The organism is Bacteroides graminisolvens DSM 19988 = JCM 15093, assembly GCF_000428125.1.
Taxonomy (GTDB): Bacteria; Bacteroidota; Bacteroidia; order Bacteroidales; family Bacteroidaceae; genus Bacteroides; species Bacteroides graminisolvens.
Genome location: NZ_ATZI01000006.1, coordinates 50,460 through 73,144 on the forward strand (window position 1 = coordinate 50,460; position 22,685 = coordinate 73,144).

Consider the following 22,685-nt stretch of genomic DNA (forward strand, 5'->3'; position numbering starts at 1 on the left):
TTTTTTATTATTATACAACTTGCAACCTTAAATATGATGCTGAAAATCAATCGGCAAAAACATCTTCAAAAGCCGATTCATAAGATGGTTCCGGGCTACTCAATGCAAACTTAACAGCATCTTCCACAGCCGCTTTCGACTGCACATCCAGCTCATCAAGTTCTTGTGCGGTAGCGAGGTTATTATCAACAAGATAATTCCTGAATTTCACGATAGGATCTTTCTTTTTCCAACTATCAACCTCCTCCTTGGTACGATATTTACCGGGATCTGAAGTAGAGTGCCCAAACCAACGATAGGTAAGACTTTCAACCAATACAGGTCCATTACCGTTGCGCACATAGTCCACAGCCTCTTGCACTTTCTCGTACACAGCAACTACATCGTTACCGTCTTCAATAAAATGTCCGGGAATACCGTAAGCAGATGCTCTTTGATAATTATAGTCAACGTTAATAACATTCTTTATCGGGGTACTGATACCATAGAAGTTGTTAATGGAATAGAAGATAACGGGAAGCTTCCAGATAGAAGCAAGGTTGAGTGTTTCATGAAAAGTACCTTCATTACAAGCCCCGTCGCCAAAACAACAAAGAACAATTTTCCCTGTATTTTTCATTTTTTGAGTTAACGCAGCACCAATAGCCATTCCCATGCCTCCGCCAACAATGCCATTGGCACCAAGATTGCCATTGTCCAAATCAGCAATATGCATGGAGCCGCCTTTGCCTTTACAAGTTCCGGTAGCTTTTCCCATAATTTCGGCCATCATTCCGTTCAGGTCAATCTCCATGGCTATACTCTGTCCATGTCCACGGTGATTGGAAGTGATGAAATCTTGTTGTCCGATTGCTGCAATAGCACCCACATTGGCAGCTTCCTCGCCCACAGAGAAGTGAGTCATTCCAGGTACCTGCCCCTTTTTAACCATTTGGTTCACTTTATTATCAAAGTTACGAATGTCAAGCATCAGCCTGTGCATGTGCAGTAACTTTTCCTTTGGTATTTTTGCCATAAACTAATCGTATTACTATAGATTATATAGAATCATTCTACATAACGAACGATAAACGATACAGATTGTTCAGGCCTTTTATCATTTTAACAGTGGTATAGGTATTTTGGATAAACTAATCCAGCGGATGACGGAAGCTACAGCCGTTCCTCCATTCCGAGCAACCGTAAGCTGTTTTGCCCCGAATGATAGTTCCCTTACCACAAAGCGGACACACTTGTCCCGCCGCTACGGACATAGAGGTCGGCAATGATGCGGCACCTTTCTCTTTCTTCGGTTTCGGAGTTGTGGCCTTGCGCTCACGCTTCTTGGGTTCCTTTTCCTGCAGAGTAACGGCTTCCTGAATCGTAATGCGACGGTTGGTATTATCTGCCAACACCGTCATCACCACTTCCGTAACCATTTGCTTCAGCTCCTCTAAAAACTGGTGTGCATCATACGTGCGCTTCTCTATTTCCCGCAGTTTCTTCTCCCACAAGCCAGTTAACTCAGCCGATTTTAATAGCTCTTCGCGAATAAGTTGAATCAGTTCCACACCTGTTGGAGTGGCAATGAGGTTTTTTCGTTCTTTACGAATATAATTGCGTTTAAACAACGTTTCTATTATAGCAGCACGAGTAGACGGGCGACCTATACCATTTTCCTTTAAGGCATCGCGTAATTCATCATTATCGACCAACTTACCTGCCGTTTCCATGGCACGCAATAACGTAGCTTCGGTATACGGACGCGGAGGTTGAGTCCATTTCTCGTACAAATCGGGCACATGCGGTCCGCTCTCTCCTTTCACAAAGGCAGGCAATACATTTTCCTCCTCCTCAAGCTCTTTTTCTTCAGAAGTTTCCTTGGCAAAGACCACGCGCCACCCCGGATCCAGAATCTGCTTTCCCGTAACTTTGAATTCAATCTGATCCACCTCACCCAATACGGTAGTGGTAGCCACCTTACAGTCAGGATAGAACACAGCGATGAAACGGCGGGCAATCAAGTCGAACACGCGTCGTTCCATATCCGTTAATGCCTGCGGATGAACCCCTGTAGGAATAATAGCGTGGTGATCGGTCACCTTCGCATTATCGAATACTTTTTTTGATTTAGTCAACGGTTTTCCCTCCAAAGGAGCCGTGTAGACAGTATAATCACGCAAACCCTTTAAAATACCGGGGCACTTGGGATAAATATCTTCACTCAGAAAAGTAGTATCCACGCGCGGATAAGTAGCCACCTTCTTCTCGTACAGAGCCTGAATCAACTTCAATGTTTCGTCTGCCGAGTAGCCAAACTTCTTATTGCATTCCACCTGCAAAGAAGTAAGGTCAAACAAACGAGGAGGAAACTCTTTTCCCTCTTTCCTGTTTACGCCGGTTACTTCAAAAGGAGCCTCTTTGATTTGTTCCAACAGTGCCATGCCCTGCTCCCGGTTCTCAATAGGATCGATACCCGGATTGGGTTCCACTTTCTTATTGGCTGCATCACCCTTCTTCTCTTCCTCAAGCAACACCTCCTCCTCACTCTTCTTAATGATAGCCGAGAAAGTAGTATCCCGATACACCGTTTTGAGTTCCCAGTATTGCTTAGGGGTAAAATTCTCAATTTCAAGTTGACGGTTCACTATGAGCGCCAACGTAGGAGTCTGCACCCGTCCGATGGAAAGCACCTGTTTGCCTTGCCCATATTTGATGGTATACAAACGAGTAGCATTCATGCCCAGCGTCCAGTCACCGATAGCGCGTGACAGTCCGGCTTCATAAAGCGGCTGAAACTCCGATTGATCCTTTAGTTTAGAAAAGCCTTCGCGAATAGCCTCCTCCGTCAGTGAAGAAATCCACAAACGTTTCACCGGACACTTTGCTCCCGCCTTTTGCATGACCCAACGTTGAATAAGTTCCCCTTCTTGTCCGGCATCACCGCAGTTGATAATTTCATCGGCCTGCTGCATCAATTTCTCGATGGTGTGAAACTGCTTCTCATAAGTAGGATTACTGATCAGCTTTATACCAAAGCGAGGCGGAATCATGGGTAAACTGCTTAAGTTCCATGATTTCCAAGAAGGAGTGTATTCGTGCGGCTCTTTTAATGTGCACAAATGACCAAACGTCCAGGTAACCTGGTATCCGTTTCCTTCTATGTATCCGTCTTTTTTGATTTTAGCTCCGAGTACATCGGCAATATCACGCGCCACTGAAGGCTTTTCGGCAATGCAAACTATCATTCTGTCTTTTTATTGTAGAAGCAAAGGTATGGAAAATAGGGGATAGTTGAAAGGGATGGACAAAAAAAAAGGAGTCACGCCTGACTCCAACCTTTGTTAACCTTAAATCTAATACTATGAAAAACACATTGCAAAGGTACGCACTTTTTTGGCATTTGCAAGCTTCGTGTGCGAAAACGCATGCTTTATAACATAGTTTAAGAGTTACGCCCTATTTAATTAATTTTATAACAAAGAACAAAAAGAGGTAGCAAGTTTACCCTGCTACCTCTTTTATTTATCTAAAACCCGAAAGAGTTTTTAGTCTTCCATGAGTATCTCCAGAATCTGACAAGCAGCCTTGGCAACCGGAGAACCGGGACCAAAGATAGCTGCTACACCCGATTTGTAAAGGAAATCATAGTCCTGCGCCGGAATTACACCGCCGGCAATAACTATAATATCTTCGCGACCTAACTTCTTAAGTTCCTCAATAATTTGAGGAATAAGAGTTTTGTGTCCCGCAGCCAGTGAAGAAACACCTACTACATGCACGTCATTTTCAACGGCTTCGCGTGCAGCTTCGGCCGGAGTCTGGAACAACGGTCCCATATCCACATCGAATCCGCAATCAGCATAACCTGTTGCAACAACCTTGGCACCACGGTCGTGACCGTCTTGTCCCATTTTTGCAATCATGATACGAGGTTGACGTCCCTCTTTCTTGGCAAACTTATCGGCTAGTTCACAAGCACGCTTGAAGTCTGCATCGTTTTTACTTTCTGATGAATACACGCCTGATATAGTTCTGATTACTGCTTTATAACGTCCTACAATCTTTTCGCACGCATAAGAAATCTCACCTAAAGTAGCACGTACACGAGCTGCTTCAACAGCCAGTTCAAGCAAGTTACCCTCTTTTGTTTCCACACATTTGGTGATGGCATCGAGAGCAGCCTGAACTTTTGCTTCGTCACGACCTTCCTTGAGTTCCTTCAAACGCTCAATCTGTTCTTTACGAACAGCCGTGTTATCAATCTCAAGAATATCAATAGGAGCCTCTTTTTCGAGACGATATTTGTTAACACCTACAATGGTTTGCGAACCAGAGTCGATACGAGCCTGTGCACGAGCAGCAGCCTCTTCGATACGCATCTTGGGGATACCTGTTTCGATAGCCTTAGCCATACCGCCCAGCTTCTCAACTTCCTCAATCAATTCCCAAGCCTTGTGCGCCAACTCGTTTGTCAGACTCTCTACATAGTAAGAACCACCCCATGGGTCAACGTTCTTGCAGATGTAAGTTTCTTCCTGAATATAGATCTGAGTGTTACGGGCAATACGAGCAGAGAAATCAGTAGGCAAAGCAATAGCCTCATCGAGCGCATTGGTGTGCAAAGACTGAGTATGTCCCAAAGCAGCAGCCATAGCCTCGATACAAGTACGGCCAATGTTGTTGAACGGATCTTGCTCGGTAAGTGACCAACCCGAAGTTTGCGAGTGCGTACGCAACGCCAGTGATTTAGAGTTTTTCGGGTTGAACTGTTTTACGATTCTTGCCCAAAGCATACGTGCAGCACGCATCTTGGCTATTTCCATAAAGTGGTTCATACCGATAGCCCAGAAGAAAGAAAGACGAGGAGCGAAAGCATCGATATCGATACCCGCAGCCACACCGGCACGAAGATACTCCAAACCGTCGGCCAACGTGTAAGCCAGCTCGATATCGGCAGTAGCACCTGCTTCCTGCATGTGGTAACCCGAGATAGAAATAGAGTTGAACTTAGGCATCTTTTGAGAAGTATACTCAAAGATGTCAGAGATAATCTTCATAGAGAATGCAGGTGGATAAATATAAGTGTTACGCACCATAAACTCTTTCAAGATATCATTCTGAATAGTTCCGGCCATTTCTTCCAATTTAGCACCCTGTTCCAGTCCGGCATTGATATAAAACGCCATGATAGGAAGCACGGCACCGTTCATTGTCATTGAAACAGACATCTTATTCAAAGGAATACCATCGAACAAAACCTTCATATTCTCCAATGAACAGATAGAAACACCCGCCTTACCTACGTCGCCAACCACACGTTCGTGATCGGGGTCGTAGCCACGGTGTGTAGCAAGGTCGAACGCAACAGAAAGACCCTTCTGACCAGAGGCCAAGTTACGGCGATAGAAAGCATTTGATTCTTCTGCAGTAGAGAATCCGGCATACTGACGGATGGTCCAGGGACGCAACGTGTACATCACCGAGTAAGGACCACGTAAATAAGGAGGAAGACCAGCAGCATAGCCCAAGTGTTCCATTCCTTCGAGGTCTTCTTTTGTATAAACAGGCTTCACATTGATGTGCTCCGGAGTTTTCCAGTCGGCCTGAATACCGTTTGCCTTTTGCCATTCAGCACCGTTCACAGGCTGAAAAGCAGCATATATATCTAAGTTTTTAAAATTTGGTCGCATGTTCTTATTTCCTTTTTATTTCAACAGCTTTGCGTTATACTCTCTCAGTGTTTCAAGCACATTAACACGTACGTGAATAAAGTTCTCGATTCCGGCAGCCTTGAGCTCGTCCATGTTGGCAGGTGCTCCGGCTACGATAAACATGGCACGGCCGTTGAGTGCCTTAAAGGCAGGAACTGCATATTCAACGTATTCGTCATCGCTTGAACAAAGAACCACAATGTCTGCATTGGCAGCCATAGCCGCTTCAACACCGGCTTCAACTGATTCAAAGCCGAGGTTATCAACCACCTCGTATCCGGCACATCCCAAGAAGTTGCAAGAGAACTGAGCACGAGCCTGACGCATAGCCAAGTTACCGATGGTAAGCATAAATGCTTTCGGACGTTTGGCAGCTGCTTCTGTTTCCAGACGTAAAGCTTCGAATTCACTTGCTGCACGTTGCAATTTCACCGTGGCAATTTCCTTATGCTCGCATCCGCAAGAACAATCGGCATCAGCCGGTTTCTTTTCGCCTGCTTTTTCAGAGAAGTTAGGGAATTGATTGGTTCCGAGCAACACTTCCTTGCGTTGTGCTACTGCTTTGTGGCGAGCTGCGCAACTTGCGTTAACAGCAGCCTGAACAGTTCCGGCAGTTAATGCCATGTAGAAACCGCCTTTATCTTCTACTTCAAGGAAAAGATCCCAAGCCTGCTGTGCAATGGCAACAGTTAGGTTCTCAACATAATAAGAACCGGCTGCGGGGTCAACCACTTTGTCGAGGTGAGACTCTTCTTTAAGAAGCAGCTGTTGGTTACGTGCCAAACGTTCAGAGAACTCATCGGGGTTTTGGTAAACCTTATCAAACGGAGTTACCGTGATTGAATCTACACCTGCCAACGCAGCACTCATCGCTTCAGTCTGAGTACGCAACAAGTTTACATGCGCATCAAACAAAGTCATATTGAATGTACTTGTTTCAGCATGTACTTTCATTTTAGCAGCACAGCGGCATTCATCGTTTTCACCTTTATTATCGCAGTCGCGCAGGCAAGTTGGTTCATAAGAAGCAACGATATTGGCCCACAACATACGAGCAGCACGGAACTTAGCTATTTCAAGGAAATAATTAGAACTGATACCGAAGTTGAATTTGATTTTCTTAGCTACCACAGTTGCAGGTAAACCGGCATCAGTAAGCTGACGAAGATATTCATTTCCCCAAGCGAGCGCATAACCCAGTTCCTGAGAAATATAAGCACCGGCATTGTTCAAGGTAAGTGCATTTACATTGAGCACTCGGTAGAAAGGAAGAGGTTGAACGGCTTCGATAAGAGATTTGGCTGTTTGAATCAAATCACCCTTTTCTTTACCGTCAACAAGCATCTTATTAAAATAATCATAGTTAATAGATCCTTGCAGCTTCTTCAAGTCATAGTCTTTCTTCTCGAAATAAGCCACCAGAAGTTGAGCCAGCTCTACCACATGTCGTTGGCAAGTTGAGAAGTTCAGCTCTACGTTCTCTGCGCAAATATCCTTCAACAGAGTTTCAATCACTTCTGCTTTCAGATCTTTGGAGTCGATACGGAAAGAAAGAGAATCGATTCCTTTCATCAGAATGTCCAGCGCTTTTTTGTTAGCCTCTACCGGATCAACCACATTGATATCCTGACGCACCAACCATACATTGCTTTTCTTGGTACCTCTCAGGTAAGGAAATTCACCCGGAAGTGCATCAACGGTTTTCAAGCCCTCGAGGTCTTCCATGCGGTAGAAAGGTTTCACTTTAAAGCCTTCGTTTGTTTTCCAAACGAGTTTCTTCTCATAATCAGCCCCTTTAAGGTCGGCTGTTACTTTCTCCATCCACTTTTCTGTGGTTACGGGAGCGAAGTCCGAGAAGAGTTTTTCTTTACTGTCTGCCATAGTTTATTTAAATATTTAAATATAATAATAGTATATTTATTCTTTAATCTGCTTATTGAATGAAACGAATAAGGCTTGCAAATATACTGAATAACTTAAAACGAGGTACTTATTTTATAGAAAATTGATAATGAGAAGCTACCTGTGAGGCTCTTTTGGCATTTGTAGATTGCAAATTGACGTAATTTAGCGCTGGCCTGCTTGACGGGTCAGAACAATATTTCAAACTTACAGAATTTTATTCTACTTATTAGAATGAGATACAACTGAAAAACAAGATCACAAAAAAACATGAAATATAATTCTGATTTATTTTTTAAAGGAGCATAAGATGCTTCTAAACACAGAAATAGTGCAGTCATAATACAATGTTTTTTTATAAATATTTTCAAAACATTATTTTTTATTTAAAAGTTTACCATGTATAGTGTATTTACAATAACCAATTTCAATTTAGCAAAAAAAATGTAAGCCAATAGGTTACTTATTCCCAAAATTTCAAACACGTAAATCCATCACAAATATTTTATTATAAATTTAATTTACACATTAGACATTGCTACATAGTTAGAATACGTAGTCTCTTTCTTCAATATGTTAATACATATACTAGATAAAACGATTAGTCACACTTGGACCTATTTTAATCTTACAAACATTTACAATCGTTTCTTGTTCTTAGAAAATCGCGAATAAAAAATAAATCCGAGTAAAAAATGATCTATATCTTGTAGAACACATTTTTTATATATATTTTTGCAAAACGTTCTAAGGGAACAAACGGGTAGATTTATGTTTGATTGAAAAACCAAACCTTGGTTCTTTAAATTTAGTTCAAGATTTGAAGGAAGAAGAAAGCTTATTTTTACTTTTTCTCCCCGTGAAAAGCTCTTGTTAATCAAGAGCTTTTTGTTTTTTTTAAATTTTTAATATAATGGAAAAAATAATATTGCAAGATATATTAAAAGAAGCCAAAGAAAAGGCTGAATCTTTTCATCTATATCATAATCATTTAGAATTAAGTTATAAAAGAAACAGAAGGCGTATTCAAGATGCGCCTCGTAAAAAAATATACATTCCTGAAGAGTGGAATGGTGACTCAAAACATAATCCATTTTATGTCATAAAAAGAAGAAAGCAAATTGCTAAATCGATTTCCAAAAGTATATTAACGCACTCCTATAAGCCAAACCCTCCTTATTTAAAAAATATACCAAAAAAGGGAGGAGGCAGCCGTAAAATCAGAGTCTATCAAATCCCAGACGCTGCCGTTTCTGATAGATTTTACCATAATCTTTTATCCAAAAACAAACACAGATTCAGCTCTCTTTCTTATGCTTATCGAAATGACAGGAATATCCATTTTGCGATTCAAGACATTGCTCATGAGCTAACAAATGTATCTAGAATATTCGTTGCCGAATTTGACTTTAGCGATTTTTTCGGTTCCATAAATCATGATTTTTTATTTAAACAGTTTGAAGAAAATGCATTTTTAATAAGTGAATTAGACAAATACATAATACATGCATTTATTGATGATTTTGAGGTTGGCATTCCTCAAGGAACTTCAATCTCTTTATTTTTAGCAAATCTTGTATGCTGGAAATTAGATCGCCGCTTAGAAAATGAAGGCATCAGGTTTGCGCGATATGCAGATGATACTATTATTTGGTCTAAAGAGTATGCAAAAATATCAAAAGCCTTTGATATTATATCTGAGTTTTCAAAAGAATCTGGTATAAGAATTAATAAAAAGAAGTCCGCTGGCATAAACTTACTCCAAAGTAAAGAACTCGAATCCGAATTTCAAAGCACAAAAGAATATATAGAATTTTTAGGATATCGTATTTCGTATGAAAATATAGGAATAAAAGATACTTCTATACAAAAGATAAAGAAGCAAATTTCTTATCTTTTGTATAGAAATTTAATACAGCCTATAAAATCAGAACCTTTTAAAGCTATTAAGATACCCTCTAATGGACTTGATAGAGACTTTATGACTGCAATTATGCAGGTCCGCAGATATTTATATGGTAATATGACAGAGAACGTATTAAGAAGATATGTAAATGGAACTTATAAAAGACTATCTTTTAAAGGAATAATGAGTTTTTACCCTTTAATTACAGATGAAAGCCAAATGAAATATCTAGATCAATGGCTAGTATCAACGATTATCAATGTTATAAGAAAGAGAGAGAAATTATTAATACAACATAATCCTAATTTTAACGTAAATCAATTTCCTTTTAATTGCGACAAAGATTCTTTAATAATAAAATGCAAACATGAAGAAGTATTTGGAAAGAAAGGCCTAATGCAAATACCATCGTTTCTAAGAATTTACAAAGCACTAAGGTTAGGATTAACGCGAGAAGGTATTGAAAAGATAATGAATCCTAATTCTTTTTCATATTACGACAGTTAAATGACCATTGCCTATTATAAAGATATCACTAATACTGAAGCTCTGTCTAATTAAAATATAAGCTAAATAAAGTATTATGATGAATAACTAGTATCAAAGATTGCAATAGATATAAACTCTCTTCTAAAATATGAGGAATACATAATATCAAAATCTATTTCAAATTAAACTAAATTTCTTATAGGTCATATATCCCCATGGAATTGCTGATATTACATTTATCCCTAAAATAAAAAGTAGTAGTTTAAGATAAGACGCATCATTCTCTATTAAATTAAAAAGAAACAGAACGACAATAATAGAATTATTTTTCGCTGCATTCACAAAACCACTTACACAAATAAACTTCCACTTGCTTGTTTTTTGGAACAGTCGATATTCCCAACCATTCATATTAATATATTGCACCAATGGTTTCTTCGCAAACAGTCGCCACAAATAAAAGAGTAAACATGCGGCAAAAAATACAAGTCCGACTATCAGAATACTATCCGACATATTTTTATCACCGGTTACTATTTCAAATAAAATTAGACCTAAAAGACATGTACTGACTACAATCCCAAAAATGGTTCCAGGTAAGTTAGCATACTGGATTCTCTTTAATGCTTTCTTTTTCATATTGATATGGATTCAAAGAAGATTTATGGTGCGAATATAGGTAATATATTTCTAACACAAATGCAATTCATCGAAATAATTTTACCAAAACACGATTTTTCACCCCTCTTCGGCCGATTTTTGTCAAGAGCAGGTTTATACATTATTAACTAATAAAGCAGGGAGCAACAATCATCAGCAAGACTTTGGCAAAACATAACCAACTTTTTGAAAAACATAACCACCAATTTTAAAAAGATGACGAGCAATTTGAAAAGAGAAACCGTCTTTTGGGTCATGAGAAACCGTCTCTTGGCCGTGAGACGGTTTCTCGCGGACCTTTTGCTACCGTGCAAATGGCAATAAGCAACCGTCTCCGGGAAAAAATGAACGGCACATAACGAAAAAAGGCAGGAGTTTGAGCTCCTGCCTTTGCGCCTATAATAATTTGAATATACTATAAGATTATAGGTACAAAGATAATACATTATACTGTCAATTCCAAGTAATCCGGTCTTTTATTTGTTTGCAACAATCACACAATTATCTGTTATCCAATCCATGCTATTCAAACCAACAGAGACTGAACGGTTTTTTGCCGTTTTTCATCAAAAAGCACTCGAAATAGCCTAAACGTCGTCGTCTTTTTAGTTAAATTGGAGTTAATGAATCTATACTCTTAGTTAAAAGTGATAGATAGTGAGGGTAAAACAGTCGTTTTAGTGGTAGACATATTTTACCATCACTACCCCGAAACGCCTTTCAGCAAGTAGTTTTAGCAAGTTAGTGAGGGTAAGTGATGGTAAAACACACTTTTTTTTCTCTGGGAGAAGAGTTGTAAAACAAGCTAGCGGAACGTTCTAATTACAGCTGCAACTTCTTCTTCACAAATTCGGCTACGAACAGAACCGTATCATCTACTCCTAAAGCCGAAGAGTCTATGCATAGATGGTAGGTAGCAGCAGCTCCCCACGTTTTGTAGCTATAGTAATTATAGTATTCCGATCTTTTTTTATCTGTACGCTCAATCAGTTCCTCGGCCTCAGCCTTACCCACGTGCATGGTTTGACACAAACGCTCTATGCGGTCGTCAAGCGAAGCCGAAACAAACACATTGACGTGTCTGGGGTGATCTCTCAAAATATAATCGGCACATCGCCCCACAAACAAACACGACTTTTCGGCGGCCAGTTTGCGAATCACATCGCTTTGAACCTTAAACAAGGCATCATTGCTCAGGCAGCTGTTGCATGCCATAATGCTGTCATTCGGAAAAGGGAAACGCATACCAAACAATCCGTTCATCAACGGTTGAGAAGGTTTCTCGTCTGCCTTTTCAAAGAAATCACGACAGAGGCCGCTTTCTTCGGAAGCCAAGTTTATAAGTTCTTTATCATAAAAAGAAATCTCCAGAGAAGCAGCCAACTTCTCTCCTATCTCGCGGCCGCCACTTCCCAGTTGCCTGCCTATGTTAATTACAAAATTATCTCCCATAGCATTTTATTTTATCATGTTCAGCTACAAACTTACTGATAATTTCTAAAAATACATATCTTTGCACCGACAAAGTTCTTTCTCATCATTATCATTAAGGTGCCCCGGTAAAACGGGGAGAATAGGGAACCATGTGAAAATCATGGGCTGACGCGCAACTGTAAGCTGATCACGGTTTACCGCTCAATATCCACTGTGCAAACGGGAAGGATGGTAAATTATGCTAGCCAGGAGACCTGCCTTAATTGAGCTTTGACATGCTTCGCGAATAAAGCTAATGTCTGGAAATCCAATGGTATCTCCCGCCAAATAGTGTCATTTTGTTATTTCCTCTCAAAAAAACTTCTCAAGAAACATCCAAAGAAGCCCGTAATGTGTTATTAGATACGTGAGAAAGATATTTATTAACTCAAACAAATAAATATGATTAGAAAAATCTTAATCGCCAACAGAGGTGAGATTGCAGTCAGAGTGATGCGCTCCTGTTATGAAATGGGCATTCAATCGGTTGCAGTATTTTCCGAGGCCGACAGAACAGCAAGACATACTTTGTATGCCGACGAGGCATATTGTATTGGCAGTGCATCAGCAAAAGATAGTTATCTGAATATAGAGAAAATCATTCAAGTAGCCAAGGCTTGTCAGGCGGATGCCATACATCCGGGATATGGCTTTTTATCAGAAAATGCTGATTTTGCCAGAAGATGCAGGGAAGAGAACATTGTATTTATAGGTCCGCAACCGGAAACAATGGAGGCGATGGGAGACAAGATTGCTGCCCGTATCAAAATGATAGAAGCGGGGGTTCCTGTTGTGCCCGGCACACAAGATAATCTTAAAAGTGTAGACGAGGCAATAACCCTTTGCAAGCAGATCGGATTTCCGGTGATGCTGAAGGCTTCCATGGGTGGAGGCGGAAAAGGCATGAGGCTGATTCATTCGGAAAGCGAAGTGGAAGAAGCTTACACCATGGCCAAGTCAGAAGCAATGGCCTCTTTTGGTGACGACACGGTTTACCTGGAGAAGTTCGTAGAAGAGCCGCACCACATTGAATTCCAGATTTTGGGTGACAAGCACGGAAACGTTATTCATCTTTGTGAACGGGAGTGTTCTATTCAACGAAGAAATCAAAAAGTAATAGAAGAAAGTCCGTCGCCATTCATCAACGAGACTATTCGTCAGGAGATGGGAATGAAAGCGGTGGCCGCTGCAAAAGCGGTCAATTATGAAGGAGCGGGTACCATTGAGTTTTTGGTCGACAAACATCATCAGTATTATTTCTTGGAAATGAATACCCGCCTGCAGGTGGAGCATCCCATTACGGAAGAAGTTTTAGGGGTCGATTTGGTGAAAGAACAGATTCGCATTGCCGACGGACAGGTGATGCGTCTTTCGCAAAACAACATCAAACAGCGCGGACATGCCATTGAATGCCGGATATGTGCCGAAGACACCGAACAGAACTTCCGTCCGTCGCCCGGCATTATCAAACAGTTAATTGAGCCCAACGGCATCGGGGTGCGCATTGACAGTTATGCATACGAGGGGTATGAAATACCGGTTTACTATGACCCGATGATTGGCAAGCTCATTGTCTGGGCTACTACCCGGGAGTATGCCATCGAACGAATGCGACGTGTTTTGTATGAGTATAAAATTACCGGTATAAAAACAAACATCAACTACCTGAGGTGCATTGTGGAAACGGAGGACTTTATCGACGGGAAGTACGATACCGGCTTTATTCCCAAACACAGTGATCATTTACACATCGGCATTACGACACACACCGAGGAAGAAGAAAATGTAGCCATGATTGCAGCTTACATTGATTATTTAATGAATCTGGACGAGAACTCTACTCAGTCGGCAGACAATCGCCCCATAAGCAGGTGGAGGGAATTCGGCTTGCACAAAGGTATATTAAGAATTTAAACAGTGAAAGATGGAAATACACATTGGAAACAGAATAGCCGATATTCAATTAATCAGCAAAGATGGCAATAATGTAGTGCTAAGCATTGACGGAAAAGAGTTTGAAATAGATGTAGTAATGGCCGAAAACGGTTCTTGTTCCATATTGCACGACGGAAAGTCGTTCAACGCACAACTCATTCGTCAGGAAGACGGCAAAACGTATCAGGTGGATACACACATGTCTTCGTTTAAAGTCAATATTGTAGACAGTCAGGCCAAGTATCTGCAAATGAGAAAAAAGACTTCGGAAACACCCGAAGATAAAATTGCTTCGCCAATGGCCGGAAAAGTGATCAGCATTCCTGTTACGAAAGGACAGGAAGTGAAGGCGGGTGATGTGTTGATCATTGTGGAAGCCATGAAAATGCAGAATAGTTATAAGGCTTCCTCGAATGGAACCGTGAAAGAAATCTTGGTGCAAGAAGGAGATACAATCAACAGTAACCAGGTATTAATTACACTCGATTTATTTAAAGAATAACAAGATGAATACAACGAAATATAACGATTTTGAGGAGAAGAACCGGAAAGCCGAACTGGGCGGAGGGGCCGATAAGATTGAGAAACAACATGCAGCCGGTAAGATGACGGCTCGTGAACGCATTAACCTGTTGGTTGACAAAGATTCTTTTGTGGAACTGGATAAGCTGGTTACGCATCATTGTACCAACTTCGGCATGGAGAAAAACAAACTGGCCGGTGATGCCATGGTTAGCGGGTACGGAAAAATAGACGGACGCCTGGTGTTTGTTTATGCGTATGACTTTACTGCTTACGGCGGATCACTCGGAGCAGTAACGGCTCAGAAGATTGTTAAGGTACAAAAGCTTGCATTAAAAAACGGTGCGCCGGTTATCGCTCTCAATGATTCGGGCGGTGCCCGTATTCAAGAGGGAATAGAGAGTTTAAACGGTTATTCGGAGATTTTCTATCAGAACATTATGGCAAGCGGGGTGGTTCCGCAAATCTCAGCCATATTAGGCCCTTGTGCCGGTGGTGCGTGCTACTCTCCCGCTCTGACCGATTTCATCTTCATGGTGAAAGAGAAAAGCCACATGTTTATTACCGGTCCCGATGTGGTAAAGGCGGTAACTCATGAGGAGATTGATAAGGAGAAGCTTGGCGGAACAAGTACGCACGGTTCGCAAAGCGGAGTGACTCATTTTGTGTGTGATACCGAAGAGGAGTTGCTGATGTCCATTCGTGAATTAATCAGCTTTCTGCCGGCCAATAATATGGAGGATGCTCCCGTTAAGCACAACACTGACGATCCCAAAAGGGAGAATGAGGAGTTGCAAGACATCATCCCCGATGACCCCGATCAACCGTATGACATCAAGCAAATCATCGAATGTGTTGTTGATGAGCGGTATTTTTTTGAAATCATGCCCGACTTTGCCCGCAACATCGTAATCGGTTTTGCACGTTTAGCCGGACAATCGGTTGGCATTGTAGCCAACCAGCCCAACTATCTGGCAGGGGTGCTCGACATCAATGCGTCTGACAAAGCAGCTCGTTTCATCCGTTTCTGCGACTCTTTCAATATTCCGATTGTTACGTTCGTTGATGTTCCCGGTTTTCTTCCCGGTTATTCACAAGAGAGTAACGGTATTATCCGTCACGGTGCAAAGATGGTTTATGCTTACGCTGAAGCGACTGTTCCTAAAATCTCTGTGATTACTCGTAAGGCTTACGGCGGTGCTTACATTGTGATGAACAGTAAGTTAACCGGATCTGACGTGAACTTCGCCTACCCCACAGCCGAGATCGCGGTCATGGGTGCAGAGGGAGCTATCAATATTCTGTTCAGGAATGCCGACGAAGCAACCAGACTAAAGGAGTTGGATGCTTACAAGAATAAGTTCGCAACGCCCTATCAGGCTGCCGAACTAGGAAGCATTGATGAAATCATTCTGCCCCGGCAAACTCGCATCAGACTTATTCAGGCTCTTGAGATGACTCAAAACAAAGTGGTGACCAATCCACATAAGAAACATGGTAACATGCCTTTATAAGCATGTCAGGCCATCTTCTTGAATTTTCGGAACTGTCGCCAAAGCATAAAGCCTGATACAAGACTTGCCGCTAAATCGGCCGTTGGCATACTAGACCATACGCCGACAGCTCCAAAGTGTTGAGGAAGGATGATCAGGCAAGGAACTAAAAACAATAACTGGCGGGTAAGTGAAAGAAAAATCGCTTTACCCGCCATTCCTATGCTTTGGAAGAAGTTGGCAGTAACCATCTGGAATCCTACGATAGGAAAGAAGGTCACCACAATACTCAAACCTTGAGAAGCTAACGCAATGAGTTCTTCATCTCCGGTAAAGATCGAAGTGGCCAAATGAGGAATGAACATACCGATTAAGAAGCCGGTTGTGGTAACGAATGTGGCTCCATAAATGGTGAGTTTAAGCACTTCGGTTACACGCGGATACAACTTAGCACCGTAATTATATCCTGCAATAGGCTGCATACCTTGGTTAAGCCCCATCACAATCATGGCAAAAAGAAAGACCAGCCGGTTAACAATTCCGTATGCACCGATAGCTAAGTCTCCACCATGTTCCTTTAAACCATGATTGATTAAGATAACGATTAAGCAGGAGGCTAAGTTCATCATGAAGGGTGACATACCGATGGCTAAGGAATTAAGAACGATCTTCTTACGTAGCCTAAAAATACCTTTGTGAAAATGCAACAGTTCGTTTGGGTTACTGAATACTTTCAATTGCCAAAGCAAAGCAAAAAATTGTGCTAAGACTGTAGCAGTGGCAGCTCCGCGGATACCCCATCCTAACACAAAAATAAACAGCGGTGCCAGCAACACGTTGATAACAACTGTTGAAACGGTAGCCATCATGGCTTTCTTAGGATGTCCGGCAGCACGCAACGTAGCATTCAACCCCATGTATAGATGGGTCACAATATTACCCGCCAATATAATCTGCATAAAATCTCTTGCATACCCGATGGTTTGCTCGCTGGCACCAAAGAAGTAAAGTATGGGATCTAGAAACAGCAACGTAAGTAAAGTAAAGAAGATGCCTATTATAATATTGAGTACCACCACATTACCTAGTACTCTTTGAGCGGTATCATAGTCTTTTTGTCCCAGCTTGACTGATATTAAAGTGGCGGCACCGGCACCGACCAAAGAACCGAAAGCTGCTGCTAAATTCATTAAAGGAAACGTAATAGCCAGCCCGGATATAGCCATAGATCCTACTCCGTGTCCTATAAAGATGCTATCAACCATATTGTATAGTGAAGAAGCCGTCATGGCAATAATAGCCGGAACTGAATATTGCATGAGCAATTTTCCGATTTTCTCTGTACCAAGCGCTGTTGGAGTTCTTTGAGTAGTCATAAATAAATAATTTTGTGACTGCAAAAGTACGGAATTTAAATAAGGACTAAAAAAGAAAAACATTCTTTCACATTGCAGAAAGCTCATGAGAGGTTAGCAGGAAATAGCTCGTTTTATCAATTAAGCACGAAAATAATGCCGTAAATAAGAAATGTTTCGTATTTTTGCATGCGAAATTGAGTTAATACGTAACGAAATGAACATATTAGAATTAAGTGAACAGGAGATTATCAGACGAAAAAGTCTGGAAGAGCTCCGTGCAATGGGTATTGAACCCTACCCTGCTGACGAGTATATAACGAATGCTTACTCTACCGATATAAAACAAGAATTCAATGAAAACGAGGAAGGTGAACCGCGCAAGGTGTCGGTTGCCGGACGTATGATGAGTCGTCGTGTGATGGGTAAGGCTTCGTTTATTGAGCTACAAGATTCCAAAGGACGTATTCAGGTATATATCACCCGAGACGATATTTGTCCGGGAGAGAACAAAGACTTATATACAACTGTATTCAAGCGCTTGCTCGACTTGGGTGACTTCATCGGTATTGAAGGTTTCGTATTCAAAACGCAAATGGGTGAAATCAGCATCCATGCGCAGAAAATAACCGTATTAGGCAAATCAATTAAACCTCTTCCTACCGTTAAATACAAAGACGGTGTTGCATTCGATTCGTTTGAGGATCCTGAAATGCGCTACCGTCAACGTTATGTTGACTTGGTTGTGAATGAGGGTGTTAAAGATATCTTCATCAAAAGAACAAAGGTTTACTCTTCCATGCGTGAGTTCTTCAATGTAAGAGGCTACATGGAAGTGGAAACTCCTATACTTCAGGCAATCCCCGGTGGAGCGGCTGCTCGTCCGTTCATTACTCACCACAACGCTCTCGACATTCCTTTGTATCTGCGTATTGCAGATGAGTTGTATCTCAAAAGATTGATCGTAGGTGGCTTTGAAGGGGTATATGAATTCTCCAAGAACTTCCGTAACGAAGGAATGGACCGTACACACAATCCGGAGTTTACAGCCATGGAAATTTATGTGGCTTACAAGGACTACAACTGGATGATGGAGTTCACCGAACAGATGCTTGAGAAGATATGTATGGACGTTAACGGCACCACTGAACTAAAAGTAGGTGATAAGGATATCAGTTTCAAAACTCCGTTTAAACGAGTTACCATGCTCGACTCTATCAAAGAGTTTACCGGATACGATTTATCGGGTAAGGGCGAGGAAGAGATTCGTGAGGTTTGCAAAAAACTGAAGATGGAGATTGATGAAACAATGGGTAAAGGTAAACTCATTGATGAAATATTCGGAGAGTTCTGCGAAGGTAATTACATTCAGCCTACCTTTATCATTGACTATCCGGTTGAAATGTCACCGCTGACCAAAAAGCACCGTAACAATCCTGAATTAACGGAACGTTTCGAGTTGATGGTGAACGGAAAAGAATTATGTAATGCATACTCTGAGTTGAATGATCCAATCGATCAGTTGGAACGTTTTCAGGATCAGCTTAAGTTGAGCGAAAAGGGTGACGATGAAGCTATGTTTATTGATATGGACTTTGTGCGTGCACTTGAGTATGGAATGCCTCCTACATCGGGAATGGGAATCGGGATGGACCGTCTTGTCATGCTTATGACCGGACAAACCACCATACAGGAAGTTTTATTCTTCCCACAAATGCGTCCGGAAAAGACTATCAAGAAAGATCCTGCATCCAAATATGCGGAACTGGGCATCAGTGAAGATTGGGTTCCGGTTATTCAGAAAGCCGGTTACAATCTGGTTGATGATTTGAAAGAAGTAAATCCGCAGAAGTTGCATCAGGACATTTGCGGTATTAACAAAAAATACAAATTAGAGTTAGCAAGCCCATCGGTCAATGATGTTGCCGAATGGATTCAAAGACTTAATTCGTAATTGTAATGAAACTACCCGGCAAGATAGCTATAATGGGAGGAGGAAGCTGGGCTACAGCCATTGCAAAAATGGTATTGGCCCAGGAAGATTCAATCAATTGGTATATGCGGCGAGACGACCGCATTGCCGATTTCAAAAGGCTGGGACATAACCCGGCCTACCTAACCGGTGTAAAGTTCGATATGAAACGGATTAATTTCAGTTCGAATATCAACGACATCGTAAGGGAGTCTGACACACTGGTATTTGTCACCCCCTCTCCTTATCTGAAAGCTCATCTGAAGAAACTTAAAACTCGCATCAGAGATAAATTCATTATTACCGCCATCAAAGGTATTGTTCCCGATGACAATTTAATTGTATCGGAATACTTCACCAAAGAATATGGTGTACCCGAAGAAAACATTGCCGTTCTTGGCGGACCGTGTCATGCGGAAGAGGTTGCTCTTGAGCGTCTTTCTTACCTGACTATAGCCTGTCCCGATATGGACAAAGCCAGACTTTTTGCACGTAAATTGGCGAGTAGTTTTATCAAAACATCTGTCAGCGATGATGTTATTGGTGTTGAATACAGTTCGGTACTCAAAAACGTGTATGCCATTGCGGCCGGTATTTGTAGCGGACTGAAATACGGTGATAACTTTCAGGCGGTTCTGATGTCGAACGCCGTACAAGAGATGAATCGTTTCCTGAATACTGTTTATCCGCTGAACAGAAACGTTGATGATTCTGTTTATTTAGGAGACCTACTGGTAACCAGCTACTCTAATTTTAGCCGCAACCGGACTTTCGGAACCATGATTGGAAAAGGATATTCGGTAAAAAGTGCGCAAATAGAAATGGAAATGATAGCTGAAGGGTATTACGGAACAAAGTGTATCAAAGAGATTAACAAGCATCACCATGTGAATATGCCCATTCTTGATGCTGTTTACAACATTCTTTACGAACGTATTTCTCCGATGATAGAGATCAAATTACTGACAGACTCGTTCAGGTAATGTACTCCTTTCGTTGCATCAACTGGAGCAGGTTCAACCGTATTATTTTATTTATTACCAACCTTTAAACAAAATAGAAAGTATGATTAGTTTGAACATTGAAAAAACTTTAGGATTCATATCCAGAGAAAAAGTTTTTGCATACGAGCCTCTTGTTAAAGAAGCGCAAAATGCATTAGAGAAAGGAACCGGAAAAGGAAACGATTTCCTGGGATGGTTGCACCTCCCCTCTTCTATTACACAAGAGCATCTGGAAGATATCAAAGCTACAGCTCAAGTCTTGAGAGAGAACTGCGAAGTAGTTATTGTGGCAGGTATCGGCGGCAGTTATCTGGGCGCTCGTGCAGTAATTGAGGCTTTATCAAACAGCTTTACCTGGTTGCAGGACAAGAAAAGTGCGCCTAGCATTATCTATGCCGGCCACAACATCGGCGAAGATTATTTGTATGAGCTGACTCACTTCCTGCAAGACAAGAAGTTTGGAGTCATCAACATCTCTAAATCAGGAACGACTACTGAAACGGCTCTTGCTTTCCGTATATTGAAAAAACAATGTGAAGATCAACGCGGAAAAGAGATGGCACAGAAAGTTATCGTTGCCATTACTGACGCATCAAAAGGTGCTGCACGTGTTACAGCCGACAAAGAAGGATACAAATCATTCATCATCCCTGATAATGTAGGTGGTCGTTTTTCAGTGCTTACTCCGGTAGGTTTATTGCCTATTGCCGTAGCAGGTTTCAACATCGACAAATTGGTGGCCGGTGCTCGCGAAGCTGAAAAAGCATGTGGAGCAGACGTGCCGTTTGCTGAGAACCCCGCCGCTATTTACGCTGCTACCCGCAATGAATTATATAAAAGCGGAAAGAAAATTGAGATTCTTGTTAACTTCAACCCCAAACTTCACTACGTAAGTGAATGGTGGAAACAGCTTTACGGAGAATCTGAAGGAAAAGAAAACAAAGGTATTTTCCCTGCAGCAGTAGACTTTTCTACTGACCTTCATTCCATGGGTCAATGGATTCAGGAAGGTGAAAGAACCATCTTTGAAACTGTTATTTCAGTAGAAAAGACAAACCATACGGTATTGGTTCCTTCTGACGAGGCCAACTTAGACGGTCTGAACTTCCTTGCCGGAAAACGTGTTGACGAGGTGAATAAAATGGCAGAGCTAGGCACTCAGTTGGCACATGTTGACGGTGGTGTTCCTAACATGCGACTTTGCATAGCCGACCTTAGCGAACAAACCATCGGAGAGTTGCTATACTTCTTCGAGGTGGCATGCGGCATAAGCGGCTATCTTCTTGGCGTGAATCCTTTCAACCAACCGGGTGTTGAAGCATACAAAAAGAATATGTTTGCCCTACTCAACAAGCCGGGTTATGAAGAAGAATCAAAAGCCATTCAGTCAAGACTGTAATTGATACAGCATTAATTAAATAATCCTCTTGTGTTAACTGATAGCGAGCACAAGAGGATTTTCTTTTTCAAAGCGTCAGAAGCCACTGACATAATTCGTACCTTTGCAGAAAATTATAGAAGTCGTATGTTTAAAGAAGAAATAAAGAAATATTTAGCCGAAAACCAACACGCACGCATTCAGTTAAAGTCGGTTTTGTTCGACATGGACGGGGTGTTGTTTAATTCCATGCCATATCATGCTGACGCCTGGCATAAAGTAATGGCAAGCCGCGGACTTGAATTGAGTCACACTGAGGCTTACATGCACGAAGGACGCACCGGTGCAGGAACCATCAATTTGGTATATCAACGCCAACTGGGACGTGATGCTACAGAAGAAGAAATACATGATATCTATAAAGATAAGACCATTGAATTCAACAAACATCCGTTAGCAAAACGTATGGATGGAGCTGCTGAAATCATCCGAAAAGTAAAAGAAGATAAACTGGTGCCGACAGTGGTAACCGGTTCGGGTCAAGCCTCACTGCTTAACCGACTGGAAGAAAACTTCCCCGATACGTTTCAGGAAAAATTAATGGTAACGGCTTTTGATGTACAATACGGCAAGCCGCATCCCGAGCCTTATCTGATGGCTTTGAAAAAAGGAGGATTAAAGCCCAACGAAGCAATTGTCATAGAAAACGCACCGTTGGGAGTGGAAGCCGGAGTAGCAGCGGGCATCTTTACCATTGCAGTCAATACGGGTCCGCTCGATGCCAGTGTGCTGTTGAATTCGGGTGCACATCTTCTTTTTCCATCCATGAAAAGCTTATGCGATGCGTGGGAAGATCTGTTCAGCGCTTTACAAGCCACACAGTTATAAAGAAAGAGGTGTTTA

At 41.6% G+C, this 22,685-nt stretch carries 14 protein-coding genes, 1 pseudogene and 1 riboswitch; of the genes and pseudogenes, 8 read left to right on the forward strand and 7 right to left on the reverse strand.

The features are described 5' to 3' along the window. Nucleotides 1-46: 46 nt before the first annotated feature. From C511_RS0106580 to mutA, 4 genes and pseudogenes are all read right to left on the reverse strand, one after another. On the reverse strand, nucleotides 47-1,015 hold the full coding sequence (locus C511_RS0106580) for a thiamine pyrophosphate-dependent dehydrogenase E1 component subunit alpha (RefSeq protein WP_024997485.1): 969 nt from the start codon (nucleotides 1,013-1,015) through the stop codon (nucleotides 47-49). 115 nt (nucleotides 1,016-1,130) lie between these two features. After that, nucleotides 1,131-3,271 (reverse strand): annotated as a pseudogene (locus C511_RS0106585) (DNA topoisomerase 3). Nucleotides 3,272-3,527: 256 nt separating this feature from the next. Beyond that, on the reverse strand, nucleotides 3,528-5,672 hold the full coding sequence (gene scpA, locus C511_RS0106590; RefSeq protein WP_024997487.1) for a methylmalonyl-CoA mutase: 2,145 nt from the start codon (nucleotides 5,670-5,672) through the stop codon (nucleotides 3,528-3,530). A 15-nt stretch (nucleotides 5,673-5,687) separates the two neighbouring features. Then, on the reverse strand, nucleotides 5,688-7,574 hold the full coding sequence (mutA, locus tag C511_RS0106595; RefSeq protein WP_027317960.1) for a methylmalonyl-CoA mutase small subunit: 1,887 nt from the start codon (nucleotides 7,572-7,574) through the stop codon (nucleotides 5,688-5,690). A gap of 934 nt (nucleotides 7,575-8,508) precedes the next feature. Between mutA and C511_RS0106600 the strand changes: the two genes are divergently transcribed. Next, nucleotides 8,509-10,008: a reverse transcriptase domain-containing protein gene (locus C511_RS0106600; RefSeq protein WP_027317961.1), complete on the forward strand. Its 1,500-nt coding sequence runs from the start codon at nucleotides 8,509-8,511 to the stop codon at nucleotides 10,006-10,008. Nucleotides 10,009-10,167: 159 nt separating this feature from the next. Here the strand turns inward: C511_RS0106600 and C511_RS0106605 are convergent, their stop codons facing one another. Together C511_RS0106605 and C511_RS0106610 are read right to left on the reverse strand one after the other, a co-directional pair. Further along, nucleotides 10,168-10,629, reverse strand: coding sequence for a hypothetical protein (locus tag C511_RS0106605; protein WP_024996586.1), 462 nt, complete (start codon nucleotides 10,627-10,629; stop codon nucleotides 10,168-10,170). Between the two features lie 843 nt (nucleotides 10,630-11,472). Beyond that, on the reverse strand, nucleotides 11,473-12,102 hold the full coding sequence (locus C511_RS0106610; RefSeq protein WP_024996587.1) for a cytidylate kinase-like family protein: 630 nt from the start codon (nucleotides 12,100-12,102) through the stop codon (nucleotides 11,473-11,475). Nucleotides 12,103-12,182: 80 nt separating this feature from the next. After that, nucleotides 12,183-12,360, forward strand: a riboswitch (cobalamin riboswitch). 165 nt (nucleotides 12,361-12,525) lie between these two features. Between C511_RS0106610 and accC the strand changes: the two genes are divergently transcribed. Genes accC through C511_RS0106625 form a run of 3 tightly spaced genes read left to right on the forward strand, consistent with a single transcriptional unit; the run spans nucleotide 12,526 to nucleotide 16,094 of the window. Continuing rightward, the gene (accC, locus tag C511_RS0106615; RefSeq protein ID WP_024996588.1) at nucleotides 12,526-14,037 is read left to right on the forward strand and encodes an acetyl-CoA carboxylase biotin carboxylase subunit; all 1,512 of its coding nucleotides are present in this window, start codon (nucleotides 12,526-12,528) and stop codon (nucleotides 14,035-14,037) included. A gap of 10 nt (nucleotides 14,038-14,047) precedes the next feature. Then, nucleotides 14,048-14,560 carry a biotin/lipoyl-containing protein gene (locus tag C511_RS0106620; RefSeq protein ID WP_024996589.1) on the forward strand — a complete coding sequence of 171 codons (513 nt, stop codon included), beginning with the start codon at nucleotides 14,048-14,050 and terminating at the stop codon, nucleotides 14,558-14,560. Between the two features lie 4 nt (nucleotides 14,561-14,564). Continuing rightward, nucleotides 14,565-16,094 (forward strand): acyl-CoA carboxylase subunit beta, encoded by a 1,530-nt coding sequence (locus C511_RS0106625; protein WP_024996590.1) that lies wholly within the window; start codon nucleotides 14,565-14,567, stop codon nucleotides 16,092-16,094. 5 nt (nucleotides 16,095-16,099) lie between these two features. On the opposite strand, the gene C511_RS0106630 is transcribed toward C511_RS0106625, so the two are convergent. Next, on the reverse strand, nucleotides 16,100-17,449 hold the full coding sequence (locus tag C511_RS0106630; protein WP_024996591.1) for an MATE family efflux transporter: 1,350 nt from the start codon (nucleotides 17,447-17,449) through the stop codon (nucleotides 16,100-16,102). A gap of 196 nt (nucleotides 17,450-17,645) precedes the next feature. On the opposite strand from C511_RS0106630, the gene lysS reads away from it, so the two are divergent. The 4 genes from lysS to C511_RS0106650 all read left to right on the forward strand — a co-directional run bounded on the left by lysS (nucleotide 17,646) and on the right by C511_RS0106650 (nucleotide 22,670). Continuing rightward, entirely contained in the window at nucleotides 17,646-19,382 is a 1,737-nt protein-coding gene (gene lysS / locus C511_RS0106635; protein ID WP_024996592.1) for a lysine--tRNA ligase, read from the forward strand. 5 nt (nucleotides 19,383-19,387) lie between these two features. After that, on the forward strand, nucleotides 19,388-20,383 hold the full coding sequence (locus C511_RS0106640; protein WP_024996593.1) for an NAD(P)H-dependent glycerol-3-phosphate dehydrogenase: 996 nt from the start codon (nucleotides 19,388-19,390) through the stop codon (nucleotides 20,381-20,383). A gap of 82 nt (nucleotides 20,384-20,465) precedes the next feature. Continuing rightward, nucleotides 20,466-21,803 carry a glucose-6-phosphate isomerase gene (locus tag C511_RS0106645; RefSeq protein WP_024996594.1) on the forward strand — a complete coding sequence of 446 codons (1,338 nt, stop codon included), beginning with the start codon at nucleotides 20,466-20,468 and terminating at the stop codon, nucleotides 21,801-21,803. Nucleotides 21,804-21,929: 126 nt separating this feature from the next. Further along, nucleotides 21,930-22,670 (forward strand): HAD-IA family hydrolase, encoded by a 741-nt coding sequence (locus C511_RS0106650; RefSeq protein ID WP_024996595.1) that lies wholly within the window; start codon nucleotides 21,930-21,932, stop codon nucleotides 22,668-22,670. Nucleotides 22,671-22,685: the final 15 nt, after the last annotated feature.